At 57.1% G+C, this 24,304-nt stretch carries 23 protein-coding genes, 1 other RNA gene and 3 pseudogenes; 11 read left to right on the top strand and 16 right to left on the bottom strand.

What is annotated here, in order from left to right; genetic code table 11:
• Positions 1 to 258, bottom strand: coding sequence for a type II toxin-antitoxin system RelB/DinJ family antitoxin (locus AACH39_RS04385; protein WP_215782257.1), 258 nt, complete (start codon positions 256 to 258; stop codon positions 1 to 3).
• A 168-nt stretch (positions 259 to 426) separates the two neighbouring features.
• A complete protein-coding gene (locus AACH39_RS04380) occupies positions 427 to 591 on the bottom strand; it encodes a hypothetical protein (RefSeq protein ID WP_215782258.1) in 165 nt (54 codons plus the stop codon).
• Positions 592 to 795: 204 nt separating this feature from the next.
• Here AACH39_RS04380 and ssrA point away from each other — a divergent pair.
• The 4 genes and pseudogenes from ssrA to AACH39_RS04360 form a co-directional block, all read left to right on the top strand.
• Positions 796 to 1,153: a transfer-messenger RNA gene (gene ssrA / locus AACH39_RS04375) on the top strand.
• Positions 1,154 to 1,385: 232 nt separating this feature from the next.
• A pseudogene (locus tag AACH39_RS04370) lies at positions 1,386 to 2,192 on the top strand (IS256 family transposase); the annotation flags it as partial.
• A 127-nt stretch (positions 2,193 to 2,319) separates the two neighbouring features.
• Entirely contained in the window at positions 2,320 to 2,754 is a 435-nt protein-coding gene (locus AACH39_RS04365; protein WP_338620993.1) for a tetratricopeptide repeat protein, read from the top strand.
• A 170-nt stretch (positions 2,755 to 2,924) separates the two neighbouring features.
• A pseudogene (locus tag AACH39_RS04360) lies at positions 2,925 to 3,158 on the top strand (IS5/IS1182 family transposase); the annotation flags it as partial.
• 96 nt (positions 3,159 to 3,254) lie between these two features.
• Here the strand turns inward: AACH39_RS04360 and AACH39_RS04355 are convergent.
• The gene (locus tag AACH39_RS04355; protein ID WP_338620992.1) at positions 3,255 to 3,689 is read right to left on the bottom strand and encodes a hypothetical protein; all 435 of its coding nucleotides are present in this window, start codon (positions 3,687 to 3,689) and stop codon (positions 3,255 to 3,257) included.
• 166 nt (positions 3,690 to 3,855) lie between these two features.
• Here AACH39_RS04355 and AACH39_RS04350 point away from each other — a divergent pair, with 166 nt between their 5' ends.
• Both AACH39_RS04350 and AACH39_RS04345 read left to right on the top strand, forming a co-directional pair.
• Positions 3,856 to 4,236, top strand: a complete 381-nt coding sequence (locus tag AACH39_RS04350; RefSeq protein ID WP_338620991.1) for a hypothetical protein — start codon at positions 3,856 to 3,858, stop codon at positions 4,234 to 4,236.
• 10 nt (positions 4,237 to 4,246) lie between these two features.
• A complete protein-coding gene (locus tag AACH39_RS04345; RefSeq protein ID WP_338620990.1) occupies positions 4,247 to 4,678 on the top strand; it encodes a hypothetical protein in 432 nt (143 codons plus the stop codon).
• 87 nt (positions 4,679 to 4,765) lie between these two features.
• On the opposite strand, the pseudogene AACH39_RS04340 reads toward AACH39_RS04345, so the two are convergent.
• From AACH39_RS04340 to AACH39_RS04320, 5 genes and pseudogenes are all read right to left on the bottom strand, one after another.
• Positions 4,766 to 5,108 (bottom strand): annotated as a pseudogene (locus tag AACH39_RS04340) (DDE-type integrase/transposase/recombinase); the annotation flags it as partial.
• Between the two features lie 770 nt (positions 5,109 to 5,878).
• Entirely contained in the window at positions 5,879 to 6,139 is a 261-nt protein-coding gene (locus AACH39_RS04335) for a hypothetical protein (RefSeq protein ID WP_338620989.1), read from the bottom strand.
• A 239-nt stretch (positions 6,140 to 6,378) separates the two neighbouring features.
• Positions 6,379 to 7,095 (bottom strand): dihydrofolate reductase family protein, encoded by a 717-nt coding sequence (locus tag AACH39_RS04330; protein WP_338620988.1) that lies wholly within the window; start codon positions 7,093 to 7,095, stop codon positions 6,379 to 6,381.
• Between the two features lie 216 nt (positions 7,096 to 7,311).
• On the bottom strand, positions 7,312 to 8,055 hold the full coding sequence (locus AACH39_RS04325; protein ID WP_338620987.1) for an SDR family oxidoreductase: 744 nt from the start codon (positions 8,053 to 8,055) through the stop codon (positions 7,312 to 7,314).
• 27 nt (positions 8,056 to 8,082) lie between these two features.
• Positions 8,083 to 9,345: an arabinose transporter gene (locus AACH39_RS04320; RefSeq protein ID WP_338620986.1), complete on the bottom strand. Its 1,263-nt coding sequence runs from the start codon at positions 9,343 to 9,345 to the stop codon at positions 8,083 to 8,085.
• A gap of 100 nt (positions 9,346 to 9,445) precedes the next feature.
• Here AACH39_RS04320 and AACH39_RS04315 point away from each other — a divergent pair, with 100 nt between their 5' ends.
• Positions 9,446 to 10,345 carry a LysR family transcriptional regulator gene (locus AACH39_RS04315; protein WP_338620985.1) on the top strand — a complete coding sequence of 300 codons (900 nt, stop codon included), beginning with the start codon at positions 9,446 to 9,448 and terminating at the stop codon, positions 10,343 to 10,345.
• Between the two features lie 745 nt (positions 10,346 to 11,090).
• Here AACH39_RS04315 and AACH39_RS04310 read toward each other — a convergent pair.
• The 8 genes from AACH39_RS04310 to AACH39_RS04275 all read right to left on the bottom strand — a co-directional run bounded on the left by AACH39_RS04310 (position 11,091) and on the right by AACH39_RS04275 (position 18,779).
• A complete protein-coding gene (locus AACH39_RS04310) occupies positions 11,091 to 11,273 on the bottom strand; it encodes an Rpn family recombination-promoting nuclease/putative transposase (RefSeq protein ID WP_215782259.1) in 183 nt (60 codons plus the stop codon).
• A 95-nt stretch (positions 11,274 to 11,368) separates the two neighbouring features.
• Positions 11,369 to 11,632 carry a hypothetical protein gene (locus AACH39_RS04305; RefSeq protein ID WP_215782260.1) on the bottom strand — a complete coding sequence of 88 codons (264 nt, stop codon included), beginning with the start codon at positions 11,630 to 11,632 and terminating at the stop codon, positions 11,369 to 11,371.
• A gap of 818 nt (positions 11,633 to 12,450) precedes the next feature.
• Positions 12,451 to 13,284, bottom strand: a complete 834-nt coding sequence (locus AACH39_RS04300; RefSeq protein WP_338620984.1) for an alpha/beta hydrolase — start codon at positions 13,282 to 13,284, stop codon at positions 12,451 to 12,453.
• Positions 13,285 to 13,479: 195 nt separating this feature from the next.
• Positions 13,480 to 14,277, bottom strand: a complete 798-nt coding sequence (locus tag AACH39_RS04295; protein WP_338620983.1) for a hypothetical protein — start codon at positions 14,275 to 14,277, stop codon at positions 13,480 to 13,482.
• Between the two features lie 147 nt (positions 14,278 to 14,424).
• Positions 14,425 to 15,726: an anion transporter gene (locus AACH39_RS04290; RefSeq protein WP_338620982.1), complete on the bottom strand. Its 1,302-nt coding sequence runs from the start codon at positions 15,724 to 15,726 to the stop codon at positions 14,425 to 14,427.
• A 78-nt stretch (positions 15,727 to 15,804) separates the two neighbouring features.
• Positions 15,805 to 16,386, bottom strand: a complete 582-nt coding sequence (locus tag AACH39_RS04285; RefSeq protein ID WP_215782266.1) for a hypothetical protein — start codon at positions 16,384 to 16,386, stop codon at positions 15,805 to 15,807.
• Between the two features lie 161 nt (positions 16,387 to 16,547).
• Positions 16,548 to 17,738 carry an NnrS family protein gene (locus AACH39_RS04280; protein ID WP_338620981.1) on the bottom strand — a complete coding sequence of 397 codons (1,191 nt, stop codon included), beginning with the start codon at positions 17,736 to 17,738 and terminating at the stop codon, positions 16,548 to 16,550.
• Positions 17,739 to 17,774: 36 nt separating this feature from the next.
• Positions 17,775 to 18,779: a 2Fe-2S iron-sulfur cluster-binding protein gene (locus tag AACH39_RS04275; RefSeq protein ID WP_338620979.1), complete on the bottom strand. Its 1,005-nt coding sequence runs from the start codon at positions 18,777 to 18,779 to the stop codon at positions 17,775 to 17,777.
• Positions 18,780 to 19,091: 312 nt separating this feature from the next.
• Between AACH39_RS04275 and moaA the strand changes: the two genes are divergently transcribed.
• The 4 genes from moaA (at position 19,092) to AACH39_RS04255 (ending at position 24,202) form a co-directional block, all read left to right on the top strand.
• A complete protein-coding gene (moaA, locus tag AACH39_RS04270; protein WP_338620978.1) occupies positions 19,092 to 20,087 on the top strand; it encodes a GTP 3',8-cyclase MoaA in 996 nt (331 codons plus the stop codon).
• Between the two features lie 6 nt (positions 20,088 to 20,093).
• Positions 20,094 to 22,031 (top strand): type IV pili methyl-accepting chemotaxis transducer N-terminal domain-containing protein, encoded by a 1,938-nt coding sequence (locus AACH39_RS04265; protein ID WP_338620977.1) that lies wholly within the window; start codon positions 20,094 to 20,096, stop codon positions 22,029 to 22,031.
• A complete protein-coding gene (locus AACH39_RS04260) occupies positions 22,028 to 22,678 on the top strand; it encodes a response regulator transcription factor (protein ID WP_215782272.1) in 651 nt (216 codons plus the stop codon). The genes AACH39_RS04265 and AACH39_RS04260 overlap by 4 nt, the downstream gene beginning before the upstream one ends.
• A 135-nt stretch (positions 22,679 to 22,813) precedes the next feature.
• Positions 22,814 to 24,202, top strand: coding sequence for an MFS transporter (locus tag AACH39_RS04255; protein ID WP_215782273.1), 1,389 nt, complete (start codon positions 22,814 to 22,816; stop codon positions 24,200 to 24,202).
• The last annotated feature ends 102 nt before the right edge of the window (positions 24,203 to 24,304 follow it).

The following is a 24,304-nucleotide window of genomic DNA, read 5'->3' as shown; positions in this document are numbered from 1 at the left end:
TCAGGGCTCGCCGGTAATGGCGCGCATCAGTTCGGCAAAACTGGCGTAGGTTTCGATCGGCCCTTCCTGGTCTTCGCCGACCGAGGGCAGGCTGTCCAGCCCGAAAAAGGGCAGCCCCTGCGGCAACTGACCTTCACGGGCAATATAGCCGAGCAGGGCACGGATGGCCTGCGACAAGGTCAGTCCTTCACGAGAGAGAATCGCGACGGCCTGTTCCTTGATGGCCGCGTCAATGGCGGCGCTGACGGTCGTTTGCATGAGGGTGCCCTTTGGCTGTAGATGGGCCATTATGCGTGGCCGGAATTTGATGGTGTGTTGATCTGCCTCTAGTTTCTGTCCGGTGTGGCAGGGTGGCGCGCAGCAGGGTTGCGACAAAACAAATGCCCGGCTTCAGCCGGGCATTGTGGTGGAGTCTGACGCTGAATATCAGCCGCGCAGCAACAACATGCACAGCGTGTAGAGCAGGGCCATCAGCGGCAGCGACAGCAGTGCCACCTTCATCTGTTGACGGCGCAGCTGCATCCCGCGGGCTGAAGACGATTGTGGCACATGGCCACGGGAGGATTGTCCGTTATGGAAGGTCTTCATCATGTGCCTCTCTTTCATGGGCAGGTGCGGGGTGATTTCAGTATAAGCAATTTTTTTATCTAATTGCATCATGTGAATTGCAAAATATTCGTTAAGTTGTTTGGCGGCAGGCATTCGTCATAAAAAATGCCGGAAACGGCCTGCGCTAATCCGTCTGGCCGGCCGATGGACGTGCGGCGCTGCAAGCGGTATACTGGCGGATCATCTGGGGGCGACCTGGTTTCGACGAGGGTTGCGAAGCGGATGAGGGCATACCGGGATTTCAGTTACCCCGTAAAACGCTGAAACTGTAATAACCGCAAACGACAACGTTTACGCTCTGGCCGCCTAAGGCCGGACTCTGCAGCGGCTCGCTGATGGGCCGTGGAGGCAACTCCCGCAGAGTCATTCCACATCAGCTCGCCTTGGTTCGGGTTACTTGATCCAGGGTTAAATTTAGGTGACTCGCCTCAAACCAGCCTGCCCGTCGGCGGGGGAGAGGTTAAATCCAAATGACACGGCTAAGTATGTAGAACTCACTGCAGAGGGCTTTCGGACGCGGGTTCGATTCCCGCCGCCTCCACCACATTCACTTCCCGGCAGTTTCGGGAAGTACCTGTGGCGTTAAGCATAATGTGTCGCAAATGACAGGTTATGCTTTATTTTCCGATGCGACACATTTTGCTTTATTGCTGAATTGTGTTACGGGCCACAACCATCCTTTGATGGCTTTAGTTACATTTGCCTTTTTAAGGCGCAAAAAAGCCGGCGAAAGCCGGCTTTTTCTTTTCGAGATGGCATCAACTCACGCCTAGCTCATCAGTTCCGTCACCGAAGAGGTGATGGCCGAGGTCATTGCCTGGCAATCACGTCCGCTCGATGCCCTCTATCCCGTCGTGTTCTTCGATGCGCTGCGGGTCAAGATTCGCGAAGATGCCGTTGTGCGCAACAAAGCCGTTTATTTGGCGCTGGGCGTACGGACCGATGGTTCCCGTGACATTCTCGGTCTCTGGATCGAAGGCACCGAGGGTGCCAAATTTTGGATGAAGGTCTTCAATGATCTCAGGACGCGCGGCGTCAACGACATCCTGATTGCCGTCACCGACGGTCTCAAGGGCATGCCGGAGGCGCTGGCCGCCGTGTTTCCCGCGACTACGCTGCAGACCTGCATCGTCCATCTAATCCGTAACAGTCTCGACTACGCGAGCTGGAAAGACCGGAAAGCCTTGGCCGCCGCCATTCGCCCGATCTACACCGCAGCGAGCGCGGAAGCGGCCGAGGCGGCGCTGGAGGCCTTCAGTGAAAGCGAGTGGGGGCAGAAATTTCCAACGGTCAGTCGCGCGTGGAGAACCGCGTGGGATCGTGTCATCCCGTTCTACGCGTTCCCGCCGGCAGTACGCAAGGTGATTTACACGACCAACGCAATCGAGAAAGTCAACTCGCAATTACGCAAGATCATCAAAACCCGGGGACACTTCCCGAACGATGATGCAGCCACGAAGCTCATCTGGCTGGCGCTGCGCAACATCACCGCCAACTGGAGTCGTGCAGCGCATGATTGGAAGACAGCCATGAATCAATTCGCTATTCTTTACGGCGACCGCTTCATTCAGCATCACGTGTGAAATTTAATTCGCCTTAAACACGGAAATGCTGACCCCCCTTCTGTGAATCGATCTGTGGGTGCGAAGCTCGGACAAACGTATCAACCGCCCGTACCAACATTCTCAACGTTGAAGTAACGGCAATTAAATGACAAATCAATTCGAACTTGATGTAAAAAAATATGAAACAATCAAGTCTCTATGTGCAGAAGGAGATCGATTGGCTGATCTCCGTCGCTATGAGGAGGCTGTCGCCGAGTACAACAAAGCATGGACACTTGTTCCGAGCCCACAAAATGATTGGGAAGCATCAACTTGGATTCTTGCTGCCATAGCGGATGCCTGTTTCCTTGGCGGTTACAGAACTTCGGCTCGCGAGGCTTTAGAGTATGCACTTACTTGTCCTGGAGGCTTGGGTAATCCGTTTCTTCATATGCGATATGGGCAGGTGCTTTATGACTCAGGGGAACATGACGGGGCCGCTGAAGAATTGATGTGTGCCTATATGGGGGCCGGAGACGAAATTTTTGCAGGAGAAGAACCTAAATACCTAGAGTTTTTGAAAATGAGAGCACATTTGTAAAAATTGGCGTTGTTGCACAAATCCGCCCTGGTTCAGGCCTGGTAGAATGATGGCATGACCAAGCCCGTCCCCACGAAATACAAAACCACCAATTGGTCAGCCTACAACCGCGCCCTGATCCAGCGCGGTTCCTTGTCTGTTTGGCTGGAGGGACATCACCGGGCGTGTTGGCGCGCAATGAGATTCTCCGAGCCACGAAACGGCTGGGCCGGGCGATCTGGAAGCGCTGGAGCGGCTACCACCGCCGCAGCCTGGTGGAAACCAAGATGCGCTGTTTCAAACGGCTGGGTGAACGAGTGATGGCCAGAGACTTCGACCGCCAGGTGGCGGAGCTGCAAGTGCGCGCCGCCATTCTGAACCGCTTCAGCGTGCTTGGCCGACCGCAAACGGTGGCTATGGCATAAATCCGCCTGGGGAAAGGGGAAGCTCAATCCTCGGCCGATTTATGCAACAAAGCCTGACACCCCCCACGCCGCCTTGCAAAAATCAAATTTCCATTGTTACGAAGGAAGTTTAAATGGCTTCATCTCACCTAGAAACATATCCCAATCACCATGCCTAAATGCATGGATAGCCTTTTGAGATTCGTCCCCATCATGAAATCCAGTAACTGCCAGTCCTAGCTTCAGAGACAGAACAAATCCGTAAACTTCTTTTAGATCACCATCCTCTAACGCAAGCCAGTTCAGGAATCCATCGAACCACTCAACTGAATAACCATTGACTTTAGCGTTGCAACCAGGAAGCAATGTGCACTCTCGCAAACCTCCGGAATTGGCATCAAATCTCAATATAAAATCGCGAAAATGAAATTTAACTTCTTTCTCCCGATTAATGCTCCTACAATCAGGCGCTCCAAACAAGGAAATTACATAAGTCTGCTCGCTATCAAAATCGATACAATTAATACTCTGATAGGACTTCACCTCAATCATCTTCCCCTCCCATGGCTCATAGGAAGCTGGCCGCTCAAGCGAGAATAATCCAATATTTCTCTAATTGCCTCATTGTACTTACGGTCGTAATATCATCGAACCAGAGAGGGTGAATATTGGTGCCTCCCTACTCTATGATACGGTCCAGACCGGTACCATTGATCTAATGAATACGACGATCCCATCACAAGTTCAGCAGACCTTGCATCTGACCGCGGCCAATGAATACAGAACGTTTTTCCCGCTGACGAGTGCGCTGAACTCTGCTGCTGACCGCAATGGCTCTGTCGTTGAATGGTCTCTTCCCGGTGCGCACACCAATCTTGGTGGAGGTAGCTATGACACGAACGGTATCGGTGCAGCCAATCTCGAAATCGGTTACACCTATTTGCAACGAGCTGGCGTGCCGTTGGAACCTCTTCCAGGCAATCGACTTCCGGACCCTTCGCAATTCACCATCTACGACTCTCGCTGGACGGATGGGGCCCCACTTGATCAACTGGTGAATAACCCGGACGTACATCGTGTTATCAAGTACCACCAGTAAGGGGGCACGAATGTCAATGAATTTGCGCAGAAGTATCGTGGGGCTGATAGGAGCAGGAATGATGTGTGCAATTATGGGGTGTGCAGCGGGGCCGAATGACAAGGTACGGCACGGTCTAGAAATTGAGGTGGATAAGAGCGTAGGCAAGGCGACTAACATCCGTTACACCTATGGTGACGAACTTGTTGATGAGACAAGGCCCGTGGCGATTGCGATTGGTTCATTCACGACTTACATCGCGAGGATGCACATCCCGGAAGAATTCCATATCAGTTGGGAAACCTCGGATGGAACAAAGCATGATGCGAAAGTGCCTGTCCGCAGTCGTCTATCGGGTTCAATAGAGAACAAGGATATCGTTTTCGTCATCATGGCTGATCACGTTGAAGGTTATGTTGGCGTTTGGACTCCCTACGGTCAGAAACGGGAGCGTTTTTACTAAGCAGAACAAATACCGGTAGAACCGCATGAGGGGGCCTGTTGTGTAGAAGTTCAGACTTGATCTGACAGTCAGTGAATCGCCCCGGCATCAGTAGACGGTTACCAGCCGGTTGAAATATCGCCGTTCAAACTCTAGCGGTGAAACACCGCCAGCATAACCATGCCGGTGCTTCGGGTCGTAAAACATCTCGATGTAATCGAACACATCGCGTCGGGCCTGCTCGCGATCCAGATAGAGTTTCCGCCACGGCATTGTCGTAGCAGTTGCCTCGTCGACTCATGCCCGGGATCAAGGTGTGTGCGGCCAAGAAAGCTTACCAGTCATGAATGCTGAACTGACTGCCCTGATCCGATCGCACCACGACCGGTTGCGATGGCTGCCGACGCCACAACGCCATCATCAGGGTGTTGATCGCCAGTTCGCGAGAAACAGATCTAGGATCTGCAGGAGCATGGCGACTCGGTCTCCGTTTAATGAGTTTATAAAGCGCACCATGCCGGGGTACAACTGGATTGAATCTTGAATGGGGTGGGGTGACTCATTAACAAGACAAGAATGGTTCTGTTGACTTGTTAATGAGTCAGCGACGCCCTTCGGTTTTGAGTAGCATAAAGGCATGATCGCCCGCTCCGGCCGACCACCGGTCACCTAGCGAATTATGGCTGTCAGTGGCGGCAGCTCGGCCTTTGCAGTCGTTGGCGTGGTGGACTCGGAGAGTCTGCTCGGATAACAAAACCGGACATTCACCCATCTGTTGGGCAAATGTCCGGTTTTATCTTTACCAACGACCGGAATCGACCCGGAGCGGCCTGGGGCATTATGACTTGGCGGATAGCGTAACCAGAAAAAAACAGGCATCTAGTTAAAGACGCCTGCTTAACTCGTGAGATAACCGTCCGTACGCTAAATGCTAGCGGGTCAATGCCGCGTACTGACTCATAAAGCGTAGACAATCCAGCCGAAAATCCAACTTCGATTTGGATTGAATCGAAGAACGCAAAACCTGTTTGCGCACAAGTATCTGTGAGAGCGACCAGCCTGCCGGGAGGTTCGTTATCCACCGGGTTTCGAAAAGGTACGGCGCCAGTCAGTCATCTTCACGAGTGAGATAGCAGTAACAGAGCACGACAAAGGCAACGACCAGGAAAACAGCAAGTGGTGAGAGTGTCATGACATTCCCTTATGCCCTTAATCACTCCTCTAAGACTCAAGTTGAGTCGGTTGAAATTCCGGCAAGAGTCGGTCAACAAGCTTGCTTCTTGATGCGATGTGATGATCCAACCGCCAGTCATTCAGAAGCTCGATGGCTGTTTCAAAATACTTCATGTCAATTTCATACAGTGCCTTGAGATCAAAGGGCAGGTTTAGCTCAAGGGAGGCAGCAAGCGCTTTTAGCACTTGAACTTGCTCAGGATTTTCACCTGATTCAATGAATAGTCGGATTTTCTTGGCAGCATTCATGACAGCTAGGTTAGCCTGAGGAGGTAAGTCAAAAGCTTACTCCTCCAGCCAGACATGAATTATGACTTTTTTGTTTCAGTGGTGGACCCGGCTGTCACATGTTGTCAGCGTCAGAACAGCAAAGCTAGTGTGCCAGCAAGATCGCCATAGACAGTAACCGCATCGTGACGCGCATAAACCATGTGGCATCTGTTCCTGAGTAACCGATGACGCCACATGGTGATGTCAGGAGCCTACAACTAGTCGAAGTAGTCCTCAAAGCGATAGCGCAACCAGACAACGCCATTGGCAAGCGTCTCGGTGGCAAAGTGACGTAAGGAACGGCCCGCTGCGGGCCTCTCATCCGCTGCACCCTGATACTCGAAAATACTGGATACGCCGGCCAAGCCATCGATCCCGGGATAAATGAGCAGACTGAGTTCGTCAATCAAGCCAGCCTTGAGGAAAGCGCCATTGGTCAGTCCTCCCCCTTCCAGCAGCAAGGTGTCAACTCCAAACTCGCTGCCAAGGCTCTCAAGAGCCTTGGTGAGATCGTGACCATCCTGGCCGGCGAACACATAGGACACGCCGTCTGCCCGCAGTTCCGCCAAGTAAGCATCTGACACCTGCTCGCCCAGGATAGCAACAAAGTGCTCGCTGCTTATACCGTCTGCTCCATAGTGCAACTTGCCATGGGGATCAATCGCTGCGGCAATGGTCCGGCCAGCGCGATTACCGATGTGGGTCGTGCGCGGAAAGGTCTCGGCAGTTGCTACCGGTTTATCGCCCCCCAGAGTCATCGGCTCCATACTCTTTCGACCGACGATCCATCCCTGGCCATTCAGGCGACCTGCTACCTCATCGTAGATCGGTGTCACAAAACCTGTGGCGAGGCCTTTCGCCGGGGGCGACCAACGCTCCACCTGTAATCGTCCATCGACAGAACTGATCATATGGCAAATTATTTTCGGGCGCATAATTCATTCCTTTCTTGCCACAGGGGCAATCAAATCTCCTACGGGCGCACCTTGATTATCCAGCCAGATAGACTGCAGCCCGATATTGAAAGAGCAAGGCTGCCTTGATTAGATTCGGCAATCTTCGTCTCGTACAGATTGTATTCAACACTTCAGATACATATCGGAGACCAGCACGCCCATCCTTTGGCGCATGGAGTGCTGGCTCGCGGGAACTCAGAACTCCTGGTTTGTCGGTCTGAACAGGATTTCGTTGATATCGACGTTCTCCGGCTGGTTCATGATGAACGCCACCATCTCGGCGAACGATTCGGCAGGCACCGCCCCCTGATAGGCCCGACGCATATTCTCGGCCACATCTGCCTCGGTGATGCTGTCCGTCAACTCTGTAGCCACCATGCCAGGGGAAATGATGGCGGTCCGGATGTTGTAGGGCTTCACTTCTTGACGCAGCCCCTCCGAGATCACACGAACGGCTGCTTTGGTCGCGGCATAGACGGCTCCGCCAGCACGGACTTTATGGCCTGCAACTGACGAGACGTTAATGATCAGCCCCCCCTTTTGCGCCTTCATATAAGGCAGGGCAGCCGCGATACCGTACAAGACACCTTTTACGTTCACATCGATCATGCGATCCCAGTCATCGATCTTGAGACGTTCCAGTGGCGAGCTGGGCATAAGGCCAGCATTATTCAGCATCACATCGATACGGCCATATGTTTGCACCGCGCTATCCACCAAATGCCGGACCTGATCACATTGCGTCACGTCCGTTGCCATGGCCAGCGCCTTGCCCCCGAGGGCGTTTAATTTGTCAGCCAAGGCCTGGATACGATCCTTCCGGCGGGCGCCCAGCACCACGACTGCCCCCTGAGCGGACAATAACCTTGCGGTGGCTTCCCCAAGACCGCTACTGGCACCGGTAAGCACCACCACTTTGCCCTGAATTCGGTTACTCATTTGACACCTCACTGTTCATCGATTGACCTACTGATTGGACTGATCCTCGATTCTTGGATCAAACCATTCAATCGTATTGCTCTCCACATACTCCTCCCAATCATTGACCTCGCTACCTAGAGATTGCCTGCCAAGGTGATAGGCGATGGGTGCGCCACAGACAACCAGAAGGGCACTGACCAGAAAAATCGAAGGCACCCCTGCCCACCCGCCGACCAGCCCCAGCAATGGTGAGGAAACCCCCAAAGCCACATCCAGGAAAGCCGTGAAGCCCCCCATGGCCATGCCGTGGTTTTCTGCAGGCACACTTCGCACTGCTTCCACCCCCAACCCTGGATAAACCAGCGAATACCCCAAGCCACAAACCACGACACCGGTTAAAGCAATGACCGACGAGGGCGCAAATCTGACCATGGTCAGGCCGGCGGCTTCGATCACGATGCTAATCAGGGCAACCCTGGCACCCCCGGCCTTGTCGGTAAGGTGGCCAAGAAACGTGCGCGGAGCCATGAATGCGATGGCGAAGGCAGTAAAAGGTAACCACAACGGCCCCCAACCATGATCAACAAATAGCAGCACAATGAAGGTCGTGATCGCAGCAAATCCGATACTGCTGAAAGCCAGTCCCAAACCAGGCAACCAGATAGACTTCATCACCTTCGCGACGGATGACGGCTTGCGAGGCTGAGGCTCGGACGCATGAAGAAATACCACCATGAGTATGGCTGCCAATGGAAACAGGATCGTGACACCGGCCACCGCTGCAAAACCCATTCGTTGATAGACCACCGTCCCCAGGGGAGCGCCTGCCGCGAATGCCGCATACATGGCCGTTCCCACCCAGGAAATCACTTTGCCGGCATGAGCTGCACCAACCCGAGCAAGGCCCCAGCCCAAAGCGCCGGTAATGATGAAACTCGCCGCCCCACCAAGTAGCCCACGCCCCAGAATCAGTATCACAGCAGACAAGATTGGCTGCGCGAGGAAATGCAGCGAGAGCAGATAAATCAGGCCAGAGACAACCGCGGCAATCAATCCCACCATGACAGCCTGTTTCGGCCCACGAGTATCGGAGTAATTCCCCGCCCAAACCCGAGTCAGGAGTGATGCGGCAAATTGGCTGCTGCTAACCAGACCAACGACAAAAGTACCGAAACCCAATTCATGATTGATAAAGATGGGCAGCACCGGGAGCGCGAGACCCACCACGAGGTAACCGACCAGGACGACCGTCATGATGGGCACGATGGCCATCAGCACTGACGACATTTTCGAGTGTTTGTTTTTCATAGTAGTGCTCGGGAAAACAATGAATGAACGCAATTTATCAAACTGACATTCATGAGAGTAGTAGCTATAATTTTTATTCTGATATGAATTGGAATCATGAATGGCCAGAGAGAACTTCAGTGAGTTGCTCGCCTTCTTGGCAGTTGCGCATGAGCGAAGCTTCACCCGTGCGGCGGCACAGCTTGGGGTATCCCAATCGGCATTGAGCCACACTATTCGGTCTTTTGAAGCCAAATTAGGTGTGCGATTACTGACGCGAACCACGCGGGGCGTTTCTCCAACGTCGGCAGGAGAGCAACTGTTTCAGGCAGTCAGCCCCCGGATTGAGGAGGTTCGGGCAGAAATCGCGGCGGTTGGCGAACTCCGGGACAAGCCCGCTGGCACCATTCGCATCACGGCAACCGACTACGCTATCCGAGGTATTTTGTGGCCCAAGCTCGTGCCTTTTCTGCAGCAGTACCCGGATATCAAGGTCGAGTGTGTCGCAGACTATGCTCTGGTCGATATCGTGGCGGAACGCTATGACCTTGGAGTTCGACCTGGAGACTCGGTCGCCAAGGACATGATCGCCGTGCGGATCGCCCCAGATCTGCGGATGGCCATTGTCGGGGCACCCGCCTATTTGGAAAGAAGTCCTCCACCGCTTGTCCCCCATGATTTGACTGCCCACGACTGCATCAATCTTCGGACACCAACCCATGGCGGGCTGTATGCCTGGGAGTTGCGCAAAGATGGGCAGGACGTTCAGGTGCGCGTCGAAGGGCAGCTCAATTTCAGTGGGATCTACGAAATATTGGACGCAGCACTGGCAGGGTTTGGCTTGGCCTATATGCCAGAGGATCTGGCGCGACCTCATGTTGAGCAAGGCCGTCTTGCATGGGTACTAGAAGACTGGTTCCCAACCTTTACCGGTTACCATATCTATTTCCCTAGTCGGCGCCAATCTTCGCGGGCCTTGCGGCTGTTGGTTGATGCACTTCGCTACAACTCCACTACGTAACAAACCCACACTGCTCGCCTAGTGGATACATCTATGGCCGCTTTGGCTAAATAAGCTGCAATGCTTTTATCCGCGCGCGGCGGTCTGCTACGGCCGACAACCGGTCACCTGGCGATTTGTTGCAGTCAGTGGCGAAATCTGGACCGGAGTGGCCTTTTGCCCGCGGAGTGGGAAACGACCGGTTTACACCTTATTTCAGACACGGCCAGGTCAAAACGGTCCTAAGAAAATCTGCAGGTCACCTTTGTTTAACAGAATGTTGGACTGTCGGTGAAGAGGCTGATTAACGTATCTGGTTTCTATGGCTTTCTGTAAGTTTTTGTAAAGCAAGTAATTTTTAATGCATGTAAAGTAACTTTTTTACGTGTAAACCAACTTGGTTTACACGTAAAAAAGTTACTTTACATGAGACATGAGATTGCGCGTCTCGAAACGGGCTGGCGATGTATAAAAATATCGGACTCCATTTCAGGTGTTTTGAATGTTGGTTTTGGTGTAAGTTCATGAATATAAATAGGAAATAGTTTTGACGGGTTATGCTTTGATTTTTGACGTTGCGTCATGATATGGTTCGCTTGCTCAAAAGAATGCCCTCGGATTCGTCCCCCTGGTGACAAGATATGGTTGAAATCAGGGCATGTTATGCTTAACGGTTAAGTACCAGAAAACCCAGACAGCTCAAGGCTCTCTGGGTTTTTTGTTGTCTGTGATCGGCTGTTGGTGCATTGCCGTTGGCGAATGCACCCTACGCGAATGCATCCCCGTGGTTCGGGGCGAGCCGCAGGCTGTCGAGATCGCGCAGCCGCTGCAGGTCGGGCGGCAGGTGAAAGCGCAGGCGGTTGCGGGCGGTATCCGGGTTGTGCCGGGCGGGGGAGGCCATGCGGTTGCGCCCCTGAGTGATGGCGGAGGCAGACAACGCTAAGGGCACGGCGGTGACATAGGGAAGAGGGCGTGGCAGAGGGCATGCAATCCATCCAGCAACCCCTCCGGGGAGCTTTCGCCCCCCGGCCTCCAGTTGAATGCCTACTCCGCCAGCAACACCGTGCAACCCGCCAATTGCCGCATCGGTACCGCACGCGGCAGATACAGCCAGCTCTGGCCATTGACCCTGGCCAGCGACCAGTCGAGCCGGCCATCGACGATCAGGCGGCACAAGCCGGGCTCGGCCAGTGCCTCACGCGGTGGACACAGCTCGGAAACCAGCTCAAACAGCGGTAACAAAGGGCGATGCGGTAGACGGCGATTTGTGAAGTGGGACAGGGGTGAATTACCATACTTGGCAGCCATACTGACTCCTCTCGAGAGTTGGTTTGGTTAGCGGGCTCGGGGGTGCTGATGACACCTCCGGGCCCGCGCCCGTTTCAGCGGCACCATGCCGCGCCACATACCCTAGCGAAAGCGATGACAGATCCGCAAGTTTGCGCGGTAGGACGCCATGTTTCATGGCGGCGGATTGTATTGGTGCATTGCCATTCGGCGAATGCATCATTGGCGCATTGCTGCGGTGCATTGCCTTCGGCGAATGCACCCTACGCGAATGCACCCTACGCGAATGTGTCCTCCGTCCACATTGCATCGGCGTATGAAGCCCCCATGTTCCCGTTGCATTCAGGCTCGGGAACGCGGTGTACCCGACTGAAACCCTTGCCAGACAAGGCTGTTCCCGTGATTCCCGTTGTTCCCGTCCTGTTTGAGCAAGTAAGTAGATAGGGATAGGAGAGGGTTGATTTGATCTGTGATGTAGGTAATCAGTATTTGTATTTATGCTCTTATATATTTATATGTATTTGTCATCCTTAAACATCTCTCCCGTAGCATTCCACGTGATCACGGTATCTATTCCCCTCTTTGCCATAAAAAGGACGGGAACAACGGGAATTACGGGAACACCTTTATTTTTCAATGGCTTGGATTGCATTGGTCGGTTCCCGCTCTTGTCGCAAACGGGAACCGGAGGGCGTGCTGCGTGTGATCGTGCCATTCAGGATGATATTGACGCCGATCCGGCCGCGTTTCAGTCTGATCCGCAGCGAGGCCGCCGCCATTTTTGGGGCGGAGGAGAATGACTGGGGCCTCGGGGCGTCGTGAACGAGGCGGGTGTCTGGCTACGGCGATGTCGCCGGATCCTGAGCCAGGTAGGCCTGCATGGCAGTGACCACCGCCTGTGGCGCGGTGACATGCGGCAAGTGGCCTTCGGCGTCGATGGCTGACAGCTGGCTTTGCGGCAGGTGCGCATGCAAGTAGTGGCTGACGGACTGCGGCACAAAAAAATCCTGTGAAGCGTGGATGATGAGCGAAGGCACGCTCACTCTGGCCAACAGCTGCCGCTGGTCCCCCTGCAAGACTGCGCACAGTACGGTCAGCATGATTTCCTGCGGGATACGCGCCAGCGATTTGGCAAAGGCTTCTACCAGCGCCGGTTTGCTGCGGTTGCCCATGGCTACCCGCGCCAGTTGTCGCGACCAGACGATCTGGTCCTGGGTCACGGCATCATAGACGCCATCGATGTCTTGTTTGGAAAAGCCCCCGTGGTAGTCGCGGTCGTTGGCATAACAGGGCGAAGCCCCCAGCAGGATGAGTTTGCTAAACCGTGCCGGCTGCTCGATGGCGGCCAGCATACCGACCATGGCCCCCAGGGAGTGGCCAACCAGAATCATCTCGCCAGGCAAGGCCAGCTCGGCGCAGATTTCCAGCAGGTCGGTGGCATAGCCGCTGATATTCAGATAGCGCGCCTGCTGGATGCGATATTGCTCCAGCGTCGCCGGTGTGGCGCCGACATGATCAAACAGGATCAGGCGGTAGTCCCGGGCAAAGGCTGGCGTGACTTGCTGCCAGAAGTGCTGGTCATAGCCGAGTCCATTGACGAACAGCATGGAGGTCGTTGCCGCCGTGTTGCCGGTGACGGTCACGTTGTTGCGTATCAGGGGGTTCGTCTGCATGGCGTCTCTCCAGGGGCGTGGTCTGCCGTGTGGCCAGTGCTGGCTGAGGGTGCCGTTGTATTATGCGATATGAGTTGCGGTGATGCCAGAAAGTTGCATGCGGGGTAGTGTGTGCCCAAAGAAACGGGGTCAGGTCTTTCATTTTGCACGGAAGGCGCAAAATGAAAGACCTGACCCCGGTTCTAGCGTCGTGGCTCAGGCGCTTGGCGCAGCAGAGGGGGTGTCCAATCCTTCTTCCACGAGGATGGCCTGGTAGAGCAAATCGAATGTGGCGCTGGAGACCTTGAACAAGCCCTGATAGGGGTGGGTCAGTTCCAGGATGAGAAAATCGGCGCTGGCAATGGCGATCGAGCCCAGGAACAAGAAAAAAATCTCGAATCCGCTGGCGCTGCCGAGTATGCCGTAGATAAAAAACAGCAGGCATGCCCAGCCAAACACAATGGCCAGCAGTAGTGACGGCACCTGATTGGAGATGTTTCTGATGATGTTGGTGTGGGTGGCCAGGTATTGATTGGTGTATTGCCGCATGGCATTGACGTCATCCTGGCTGACGCCTTCAAGTCGGTGGAAAGCACTGCCGATATTGATCATGGCCTCTGCATCTTCTTGCAGAATGTCGTAACTGATGTCTTTCGGGCCGGCCTGGCTGCGCTCCGGCCAGTAGGTTTTCAACACCCGGTCGATGGACGCCAATAATTGTTTGCGCAGGTGCCGGGTATCGTCCTGGTAGAGCTTCAGGATCAGATCCATATTGGCCACGGCCACGGCCATGCTGTTGAAGTCGGACTGCTGATTGTTGAATGTGGAATATGAAGATGAAATCAGCAGACCAAGCACAATGGCGAATAATGTCCCGATGAGAGAGGAGATCATCTTGATCAACTCTCCCGAGTGGCTGACATAAAACGGGTAGCTGTCATGGATGAACTCGCCGGCCATCGCCAGGGTGAACGTTAAGATGGCGATCAACCCGCAGTGGACAAATATTTTCATTTTCGTGATGGCCTTGCCATGGTGTGGATTCGGTCGCGTGCCGGTTCGGACAGGCCTGCCGGCGGAAGCGCTTACGATAGCCAGAATCTTTGCTGCATGCTAGTGGTATACCCATTGTCTTTGAGGCCTGGTCCGGCGCAAACCACCCTAGTCAATCCAGATCAGGTAGGCACCCGAGATGATCAGGGTGATCAGGGTGACCGGTATGCCGATGCGGGCATGGCGCTTCCAGTCGATGTCGATGCCACGTCGGGCGGCGGCATCGACGACGATGATGTTGGCGATGCTGCCGACAATCAGCAGATTGCCGGAGAGCGTGCTGACCAGGGCGAGCAGCAGGCCGGCTGTCTCATGGTGGGCAACGGGGAGCAGCAGCATCACGGCGGGCACGTTGGAAACGATATTGGACAGCAGGAAGGTGACGGCAAACAGGTGGGCGGGCAGGTCCAGCTGTACCCCGATGGCGGCGAGATGGGCGATGGCGCGCGAGGTGATGCCGGTGCTTTGCAGTGCATGATTGACCACGAAAAGGCTCATGAACAGGACGAGCAGCTCCCAGTCCACCAGGCCCAGCATCTTGCGTGAGTGCAGCTTGCGGCTCATCAGCAGCAGGCCCGCGCCGATGAGTGCCATGTGCTCCCGCGGGCCGGGCACAAACAGAAACGCCAGCAGCAGTGCGCCGGCCACCAGCAGTCCCTTGCCGGTCTGCCAGGCGCTGAATGGCGTGGCCTCGTCGGTGGTCGTCCGCGCGGCGGCGGGCTGTGTCTCGTGCCAGCGCCCGTGGGTTTGCCAGACGATCAGTCCCCAGCAGGCGAGCAGCCCCAGTGCGACCGGCATGATGGCGCCGAGGAAATACCCTGAGAAGGAAAGACGCAGTGTTTGGCCCACCAGCATGTTTTGCGGGTTGCCAATCAAGGTGGCGGAGGAGCCGATGTTGGCGGCACAGGCCAGCGCCAGCAGGAAGGGAATCGGTGCCAGCCGGCGTTTTCTGCAGGCGTCTATCAGGACCGGTGCGACGGCCAGGCAGACGATATCGTTGCTGAAGACGGCGGACAGGGCGGCGGTGACCACAATCAGCATGGCCAGCAGCCGCGGCGGGGAGAGTGACAGGCCCGCCAGCTTGTGCGGTATCCAGTCATAGAAGCCGCCCAGGCGCATCTGTGCCGAAATCACCATGAAGGAAAACAGCAAAATCATGGTGGGGAGGTGAATGGATTGCACCGCCTGCTCCGGGCTCAGCGCATCGACACCGATCAGCGCGACTGCCCCAAGCAGCGCCACCCCGGTTCGGTCGAGCTGCAAAAAGGGCAGGCCGCCCAGGATCATGCCGAGGTAGACGATAAAGAAAATGATGAGGATGGTGGTGGTCATGGTGGGCTGGCCGTTCGCGCCCTGCCTGTGGTGCGGCAAGCGGGGGCTGTCTCTGGCGCTGCAATGAAGTTGCGCCATTTTAACCAATCCGGACGGTCTCCGGGCCAGACATCGCCCTCAGAAAACAAAGCCCGCATTGGCGGGCTTTGTCGTGTCTCAGGCCGGGTTGGCGTTCATGCGTTCGCGCAGGCGCTTGCGGTGTTCCGGGTACCAGGTGCTCATCACCATGGCCAGTACCAGCAGGGTGTAGTTCAGGGTGGAGTAGGCCCAGGATGGCATCATCGGATGCACGCTCTGTTGCCATGACAACAAGGCGCACAGGGTAAAGACCACCCCCCACATGCTGCTGAGCAGGTAATTGATACGCAGGAACTGCGGGTTCTGCCACATTTCCGGGCTGGTGCCCTCGCGCGCATAGGCCAGGGTGAATGGGTTTTTGCAGGCAATGCCGATCCAGGTGCCCAGCGCCAGTGAGCCATTGGCCAGGGCGCCCATGTAGCGCACGCTCCAGAAGTCATTCAGGAACACCACAAACACCACGCAATAGCAGAAGAAGGCAATGCTCACCCACATGATCACCCCGCGGTTCAGGCGCAGCAGTGCCATGAGCACAGTCAGCACTGCCGCGACGATGATCCCGGCCTTCAGCCGGAACAGCGAGTCCTGGGCGATCAGCAGGAAGGCGATCCAGGGGGCAAAGCTGAACAACATTTTCAGAAAGGACTTGAGGGCTGTCATAGGGCGTTGATTTCCGTATGAAATATACGAAGATCATAAAATATATTTTTTACAAATACACGGCTGACAGTCTTTCTGCCGTGGCAGGACATGTCCTTGTTGTGAATATGGTCAAAACGGCGCAGATGGCGCAAGCCGTCTGGCCTGCGCCAGGCTGAGGGTTAGCCCGCTTTGCCATCCACGCGTGCGCTGCCGAGTATCGGGACGTATTTGATCAGGTAGAGCAAAAAGCCGCCGCTCCAGAACAGGCCCGCGAGCCAGATTTCTGCCTGATAGGCGCCAGGCAGGACAGGCAGGGTGGCCAGCAGGCGGCATGCTGCGGCGAGGAAAATGCACAGGTAGGCGAGGTGCTCCAGGGGGCCGGCGCGCAGGGGGCGTCCGGTATGGCCGAGTGCCGTGCGGGTCAGCATGGCGATGGTCAGTCCGCCGGTGGCGCCGATGGCCAGCAGGTGAAGGCCGGCCAGTCGGGGCAGGATGTCTGGCGGGGCCAGCGCCAGCAGCGCGATCCCGGCCGGGATGCACCAATACCCCCCGTGCAGTACCCACAGCAACGGCGACTTGCGGCAGGCCCAGCTGCCCCAGCCACTGACGCGGTAAGCATGCATCAGCGCCAGCAGCGCATCGGCCGACGTGATCAGCCATGCCGGCAAGGGCAACAGGTTGCCGAGCAGGATGGTGGCGGTGAACAGGGGCAGATGATGTTCGAGGGCGGGGGTATGGCGTTGTGTGATGCCCGGCAGGGCGTTCTTGGTAAAGGACGGAATGATGCGTCCGCCAATCACCACCTCCAGCGTGACAATCAGCATCAAGGCGGCTTCCATCGGGGTGAATTCGTTGAGTGGCAACCAGCCCAGGTGCGCCAGATAGAAGCCGAGGTTCAACAGCGCCAGTGCGCCCAGCAGCCGCGGGATGAATCGGTTGCGGGTGTTGTTGGCGGCGCGCAGGCGGGTGCGGATGACCCAGGCCAGGATGGGTAAAAACAGCAGGTCGGCCAGGGCGGTGAGCACGACCGGGGCGAACGGCAGCAGCAGGCGTGGTAACAGCCACAGCAGGCAAAGCCCGGCCAGCGCCCGGCCCGTGGGCGTCTCGGCCCCGGTCCAGTTGCGCACCGCGGTCAGCAGGAAGCCGGCGATCACGGCCACGACGTAGCCGAAGATCATTTCATGCGCATGCCAGGCCATGCCGTTCAGCCCCTGACCGGGGTAGGTGCCGGTAAAGCGTTGCCACAACCACCAGGGCATGGCGACGGCGGCGAAGAGCGCTGCCAGCAGATAAAAGGGGCGGAAGCCAAGCCGCAGCAGCGGCAGGCGGGTGTCCGGCGTACCGGGTTCGTCCAGGTGAATTAACATCATGCCTCGCAAATTGGGGGGTACGTGTCCGTCGGTGGCTTAAAGCAAGCTGATTTCCAGGTCGCCATCGACCGTGCAGCAGCAGGCCAGAAGCCAGCCCGCGTCGAGTTCTGCCTGACCCAGGGCGGTCTGGCTGCCCATCTGCCCCTTGCCTGACAGGGCCTTGACCTTGCAGCTGCCGCAATCGCCCTGACGGCAGGCGGCCATCAGGGGGATGCCGGCCGTTTCCAGTGCCGACATCAGGTTGCCCCCTTTGGGCGTGGTCACCAGGTCGCCCCAGGGTTGAATGCGGATCTGGCAGGTCTCTGCCGCCGCCTCGTTCGGGGCGGCGGCCTGCGGGACAAAAAAGGCTTCCTGATGGATTTGCCTGTCCGCGACGCCCAGTGTCCGCAGCAGGCTTCGGGCGGTGTCCATATAGCTTGTCGAGGCGCAGGTCATCACGGTGCGGCGTGTCAGGTCCGGCACCAGCGTTTGCAGCAGTTCGGTGCTGAGGGCGGTGCCGGCCCGGTTGTCCTCCCGGACCAGGATGTGCAGCGACAGCTGCGCCGGATAGCGCTCGGCCAGCGCCTGCCACTCTTCTCTGAAGATCACGTCACTGGCGCGCCGCACATGGTAGATCACCACCAGATGGCAGTCTGGTGAATGTTTCAGCAGCCAGCGCGTCATGGACATGATGGGGGTGACGCCGCTGCCGGCGGCGAGAAACAGATAGGCCTGGCCCTTGGCGTGTTGCGGGGTAAAGCGCCCTTGTGCGCCGGAAACAGAGAGTGCGTCCCCCGGGCGCAGTGACTGGGTCAGCCAGGTGGAGCCCCGCCCCTCAGGCAGGTGGCGGATGGTCAGTTGCAGGTGCGCCGAGATGCCGGGGGACGAGGAGAGGGTATAGGCTCTGAGTTGCTGGTGAGGTACCTCAACCAGTACGTATTGCCCGGGCAGGTAATCAAATGGGGTGCTGCTGTGGCAGTTCAGTGTCCAGACGTCCGGCGTTTCCTGGCGCAGGCTGTGCAGGGTGAGTTGATGCGCAAGTTGCTGGGTGGTGCTTGTCATGGTGAAGATCGGTCTGGTGGCGGCGCAACCGTGAGTCAGGCGCGCTTTGGGGTTGTCAGAACGCGCAAAGTGTACGAGGAATTACCCATTGAAAATCCGTCAGCGCCTGGTGTTTTTTAAATCCTTGACTGCCGTCAAGCCCCCCGGCGGCACACGGATATGGCGGCAAACCCGCACCTAGTTCTTTCGAACTATCTGTGTCTTCTCCTCTTGTCTGCGCCTTTGCTGCCGCAAAACACTTACACTAGCGCTAAAGAATGTATCGCGCCGGTGTTGTGCATGCTGGTCGCGTACCAGTATCAGGAGATGGGTATGTCCTCTACCGCGATCCCGTCGCTGCTCGATGCTCACGGGCGTCGCATCGACTATGTGCGGCTTTCCGTGACGGATCGGTGCGACTTGCGTTGCCAGTACTGCCTGCCTAAAGGCTTCGATGGCTATGCCGAACCAGCCGAATGGCTGAGCTTTGAGGAGATCGGCCGTCTGGTCGCCGCCTTTGCGGCGCTGGGGGTTCGTCGTTTCCGCCTGACAGGGGGCGAGCCGCTGATGCGGGCGCGGCTGGTGTCGCTGGTGTCACAGTTGTCGGTCATTCCCGGTGTGGATGATTTATCTTTGTCCACCAATGGCACGCGCCTGGCGGCGCAGGCCGCTGCCTTGCGTCAGGCCGGGCTGTCCCGCCTCAATGTCAGTCTGGATACGCTGGACAAGCAATGCATGGAACAAGTGACGGGCCGTGACTCGCTGGAGAGTGTCATGGCCGGTTTGCAGGCGGCCAGGCAGGCGGGTTTTGCGCTGATCAAGCTGAATATGGTGCTGATGCGTTCAGTCAATGCCCATGAAGTCGAGCGCATGGCGGCTTTTTGTTTTGAGCAGGGGTTTGTGCTGCGGGTGATCGAAACCATGCCGATGGGGGATACGGGGCGGCAGTCCGGTTATATGTCGGTCGAGGAGATTCTGCCGTCACTGGTGCAGCGCTTCGATCTGAAGCCTTCTGCCGTGACGCTGGGCGGCGGGCCGGCGCGTTACTGGCAAACGGCTGACGGCCGCGGGCAGATCGGCTTCATTACGCCCATCAGTCAGCATTTCTGTGCCACCTGTAACCGTGTGCGTCTCTCGGTCGATGGCCAGCTGCATCTTTGCCTTGGGCAGGAAGATCGGGTGGATTTGCGCCAGCCGCTGCGCGACGGCGCCAGTCAGGAGGCGTTGATGACGCTGATCCGCGAGGCCATGCAGCGCAAGCCGGAACGACATGTTTTCCGCGAGGCGCCGGAGCAGCTGGTGCGTTTCATGTCGCAGACCGGGGGCTAGCATCGCATGTCGGCCGATCTGCAACGATTTCCTGCCCGTCGTCTGAGTAGCCGCGTGGTTGGCGCTTTACTCGCTTCGCTGTTGCTGGGGCTGTTGGCTATTGGTGCCACGTTGTATCTCTCCTGGCAGCTGGAGGGCGGAGCGGCGGCCATCAATGCGGCCGGCAGTCTGCGTAAACAGACCTATCGCCTGGCTCTGTCTCTGGAGGAGTATGCCGCCAGTCCCTCTGCCGAGTTGGATGCACGGGTGAGGGGAGATCTGGCGGTGTTTGACCAGACCCTGACCGTGCTCCGTACGGGGGATCCGGCCAGACCGCTCTACCTGCCGCATGATGAGGCAGTCCGTGCCAGCTATCTGCGAGTGGTTGACGAGTACCGACAGACGATTCTGCCTCCTGCACAGAAGGTTCTGGCCGGGCTTCCTGTTAACCGGGGCGCCCTGCGCCAGGCTTCTGACGATTTTGTTGCGCGTCTGAATGATCTGGTGACGCTGGTGGAGCAATACAACGAGCAGCGTACGCTGTTGTTGCAGAGTTCCCAGGTCATCCTGATCGTCATGGCCGTCATGGGTTGTTCGGCCCAAATCATTTTGATGTTCTTGCTGGTGTTTCGTCCGCTGGAGCGTCTGCAGTTCGGCATGCAGCGTATGGCCACCCACGATCTGAGCGTACGTCTGCCGGTTGAAACACGGGACGAATTCGGCGCGCTGGCCGAAGGCTTTAATCATATGGCAGACAGGCTCTCCGAGTCGTATGCCACTCTGGAGGCGCGGGTCGAAGATAAAACGGCTTTGCTCAATGCACAAAATCGCGAGCTGTCCCTGCTGTATGGCACGACTGCCTGGCTAAATGAGAAGTTTTCGGCGCAAGAGCTCAGTCAGGGATTCGCCGAGCACTTGCGTGCCTGGTTCCAGGCGGATGCCTGCAGTGTCCGGGTGACGGATCCGAGCGGCAAGCAGGCGCATCTGATCGCAGCGGACGGGCTTCCTGCCGAATTGATGGAGGCAGAGGTTTGTCGCCAGCTGGCAGATTGCTACTGTGGCCAGACTGTCCGGCAGGCGTCTGTGGCCATGCAGGATTGCCGCTCTGGGATGCCGGAGCCAGTGCCTGCGCTCTGTGCCCGGCTGGGGTTTGCTCAGGTTTCCGCTTTCCCGGTTCGTTCGAGGCAGCAGCATGTCGGGCTGCTGACGCTGTTTTTTTCGACGCCTCATCAGTTCGGGCCTCAGGAAATGCAGTTGCTTGACAGTCTGGGCCATCACTTGGGCAATGCACTGGAAAATCAGCGCCTGGCAGCCAGTGAGCGTGAGCTGGCGGTCACCCAGGAGCGCAATCTGTTGGCTCAAGGTTTGCATGACAGCATTGCGCAGGGTTTGTCATTTCTGAATCTGCAGGTGCAAATGCTGGAGGATGCGCTGCGACGCGGACAGCTGGACGAGGCGCGCGAGGTGGTGCCTTTATTGCATGCTGGTGTTCAGGAAAGCTACGACGATGTCCGTGATTTGCTGCACAACTTTCGCTCCCGTCTGGGGGAGCAGGACCTGCGCAGTGCGCTGGGTGCCACCCTGGATAAGTTCCGTCGTCAGACGGGTATGGCGACCTCTTTTCGTGTGAGTGGTCACGGTATGCCCTTGCCGGCAGATCTGCAGATTCAGGTGTTGTTCATTTTGCAGGAGGCGCTCTCGAATGTTCGCAAACATGCACATGGCGCCGATCGGGTCGAGGTGAGTTTCTCAGAGGGTCCCGAGTTATCGCTGGTCGTGGCCGACAATGGCCCGGGGTTTGATCCCGATCAGCTGCAGCATCAGGGGGACGGGCATGTCGGCCTGCGCATCATGCGTGAGCGGGCCGGGCGGCTGGGGGCTCGACTGGAGTTTGAAACGCAGCGTGGGGTGATTGTGCGACTGGTCATGCCTGCACAGACTGCGCAGGCAGAGGAGACGACATGAGCAGTGATATCCGCGTTTTGCTGATTGATGACCATACGCTGTTTCGTAGCGGGGTTCGCATGCTGCTTTCCCGACAGGCAGACATTCAGGTGGTCGGCGAGGCCGCAGATGGCGCTGAGGGGGTCAAGCAGGTGCGTGCCCTGAGTCCGGACGTGGTGTTGCTGGATCTGAACATGCCCGGGCTGTCGGGGCTGGAGGTGCTGCAGTTGCTGCTGCAGGACATGCCGACACTGGCCGTGCTCATGCTCACGGTTTCCGAGGAAGCCGATGATCTGGGGGCGGCCCTGCGGGTCGGAGCGCGAGGCTATTTGCTGAAAAATATCGATGCGGATTATCTGGTCGCGGCAATCCGTCGTGCCCATGCCGGAGAGGCGGTCATTGCCGAGGGCATGACGGCCAAGCTGGTGCAGCAATTTCGCCAGGCGGGTCATGCACCGGTGGCCGAAGGGGAGAAGGCCAGGTTGACACCGCGCGAAACGGAAATTCTGACTTGTCTGGCGCATGGCGACAGTAACAAGGTGATTGCACGCAAGCTGGATGTGGCCGAGAGTACGGTCAAGATTCATGTGCAGAGTATTTTGAAAAAGCTGGGGCTGAGTAGCCGGGTTCAGGCGGCGGTCTATGCTGTCGAGCATGGCCTGAGCTGAGCATCGCCCAATCGGGCTAGTTCTCCTGCCGCCCCGGCACTGTGCTTGCGGCGAATAGTCTGTCTTCTCCCGACATCCTACTCTCTGTGTTGAATCCTGGCAGATCGCTGCCGGGCCATAACCAGGGAGCCTTTCATGTCTTCTTCCTCATCTGCGTTGAAACGCTGGGAGCCGGAAAACGCTGCATTCTGGCGTGATACGGGTCGCAGCGTCGCGATGCGAAACCTGTCTATTTCCATTCCCTGCCTGATGTTGGGTTTCATTGTGTCGGTGCTCTGGTCCATGGTGACACTGAACCTCAATAATGCCGGATTCTCCTTCAGCAAAGACGAGCTGTTCATGCTGACGGCGCTGCCGCAGCTTTCCGGCGCTACGCTGCGCATCTTTTATGCCTTCATGCCCGGCCGTTTCGGCGGTCGTCGCTGGACTACCTTTTCGACTGCCTTGCTTCTGATCCCTGCGTTGTGGCTGGGGTTTGCTGTTCAAGACCCGCACACCCCTTATTCGGTCATGCTGACCATTGCGCTGCTGTGTGGCCTGGGCAGTGGCAACTTTGCCAGCTCGATGGCGAATATCGCCCACTTTTTTCCGGCCGCAGAAAAGGGCAAGGCCAATGGCCTGAATGCCGGCTTTGGCAATCTGGGGGTGTCGGTGGCCCAGTTCCTGATCCCGCTGGCAGTGACGCTGCCGCTGTTCGGCGGGTTTGCCGGTGATGCCCAGCACTTCCTCAAGGATGGCGTGGAAAAGAGTCTGTGGTTGCAGAATGCCGGGTTTATGTGGGTACCGCTGATTGGGCTGGCGACATTGGCTGCCTGGTTCGGTATGAATGACATGGATGGGGCGCGATCGACCTTTGCCGAGCAGGCCTCCATTTTCCGCCGCCGTCACAACTGGCTGATGTGCTACCTCTATCTGGGGACCTTCGGCAGTTTTATCGGTTTTGCCGGCGCCTTTGCCCTGCTGACCAAGACGTTGTTCCCGCTGGTTCCTATCGCCAAAATCGCGTTTGTCGGGCCGCTGCTCGGCGCCCTGATCCGTCCGGTGGGTGGGATGATCGCCGACCGCATCGGTGGCGCCCGGGTCACGCTCGCAGTGTTCTTTGCCATGGGGCTGGCTGTGCTGGGCGTGCTGTCGGCCTTGCCTTCGGCGGGAGCCGCCGGCAACTGGCCGATGTTTTTTGGCAGCTTCCTGGCTTTGTTCCTGTTTGCCGGGGTGGGCAATGGCTCAACCTACAAGATGATACCGACCCTGTTCGTTTCGCATTGTTTGGCGGAAGCGGCGGCGAGTGGTGGTGAGCCGGGGGCTGCCCGACAGCGCGGGGTCAAGGAGTCGGCGGCTGCCGCCGGCTTTATCAGCGCCATCGGGGCCTATGGCGGGTATTTCATCCCGCAGACTTTCGGCCTGTCGATGAAACTGGCCGCTGGCCCGCAAGATGCGCTGTATTGCTTCCTGCTCTTTTATTGCACTTGCATGATGGTCACCTGGCTGTTTTTTGCCCGCAGAAACGCCCCCATGCCTTGCTGATCAGGTGTTGTAGTCAATAAGGACTAGTTCCACCGCAGGGGTAGTGTGAGCTGACAGGCTGGCTCAGACTACCCCTTTGTCGTAGCTGGCCGGCGCATTGTC

It is taken from the genome of Paludibacterium flexuosum, assembly GCF_037076605.1.
Lineage (GTDB): Bacteria > Pseudomonadota > Gammaproteobacteria > Burkholderiales > Chromobacteriaceae > Paludibacterium.
This window is presented reverse-complemented; position numbering and strand designations above follow the sequence as displayed.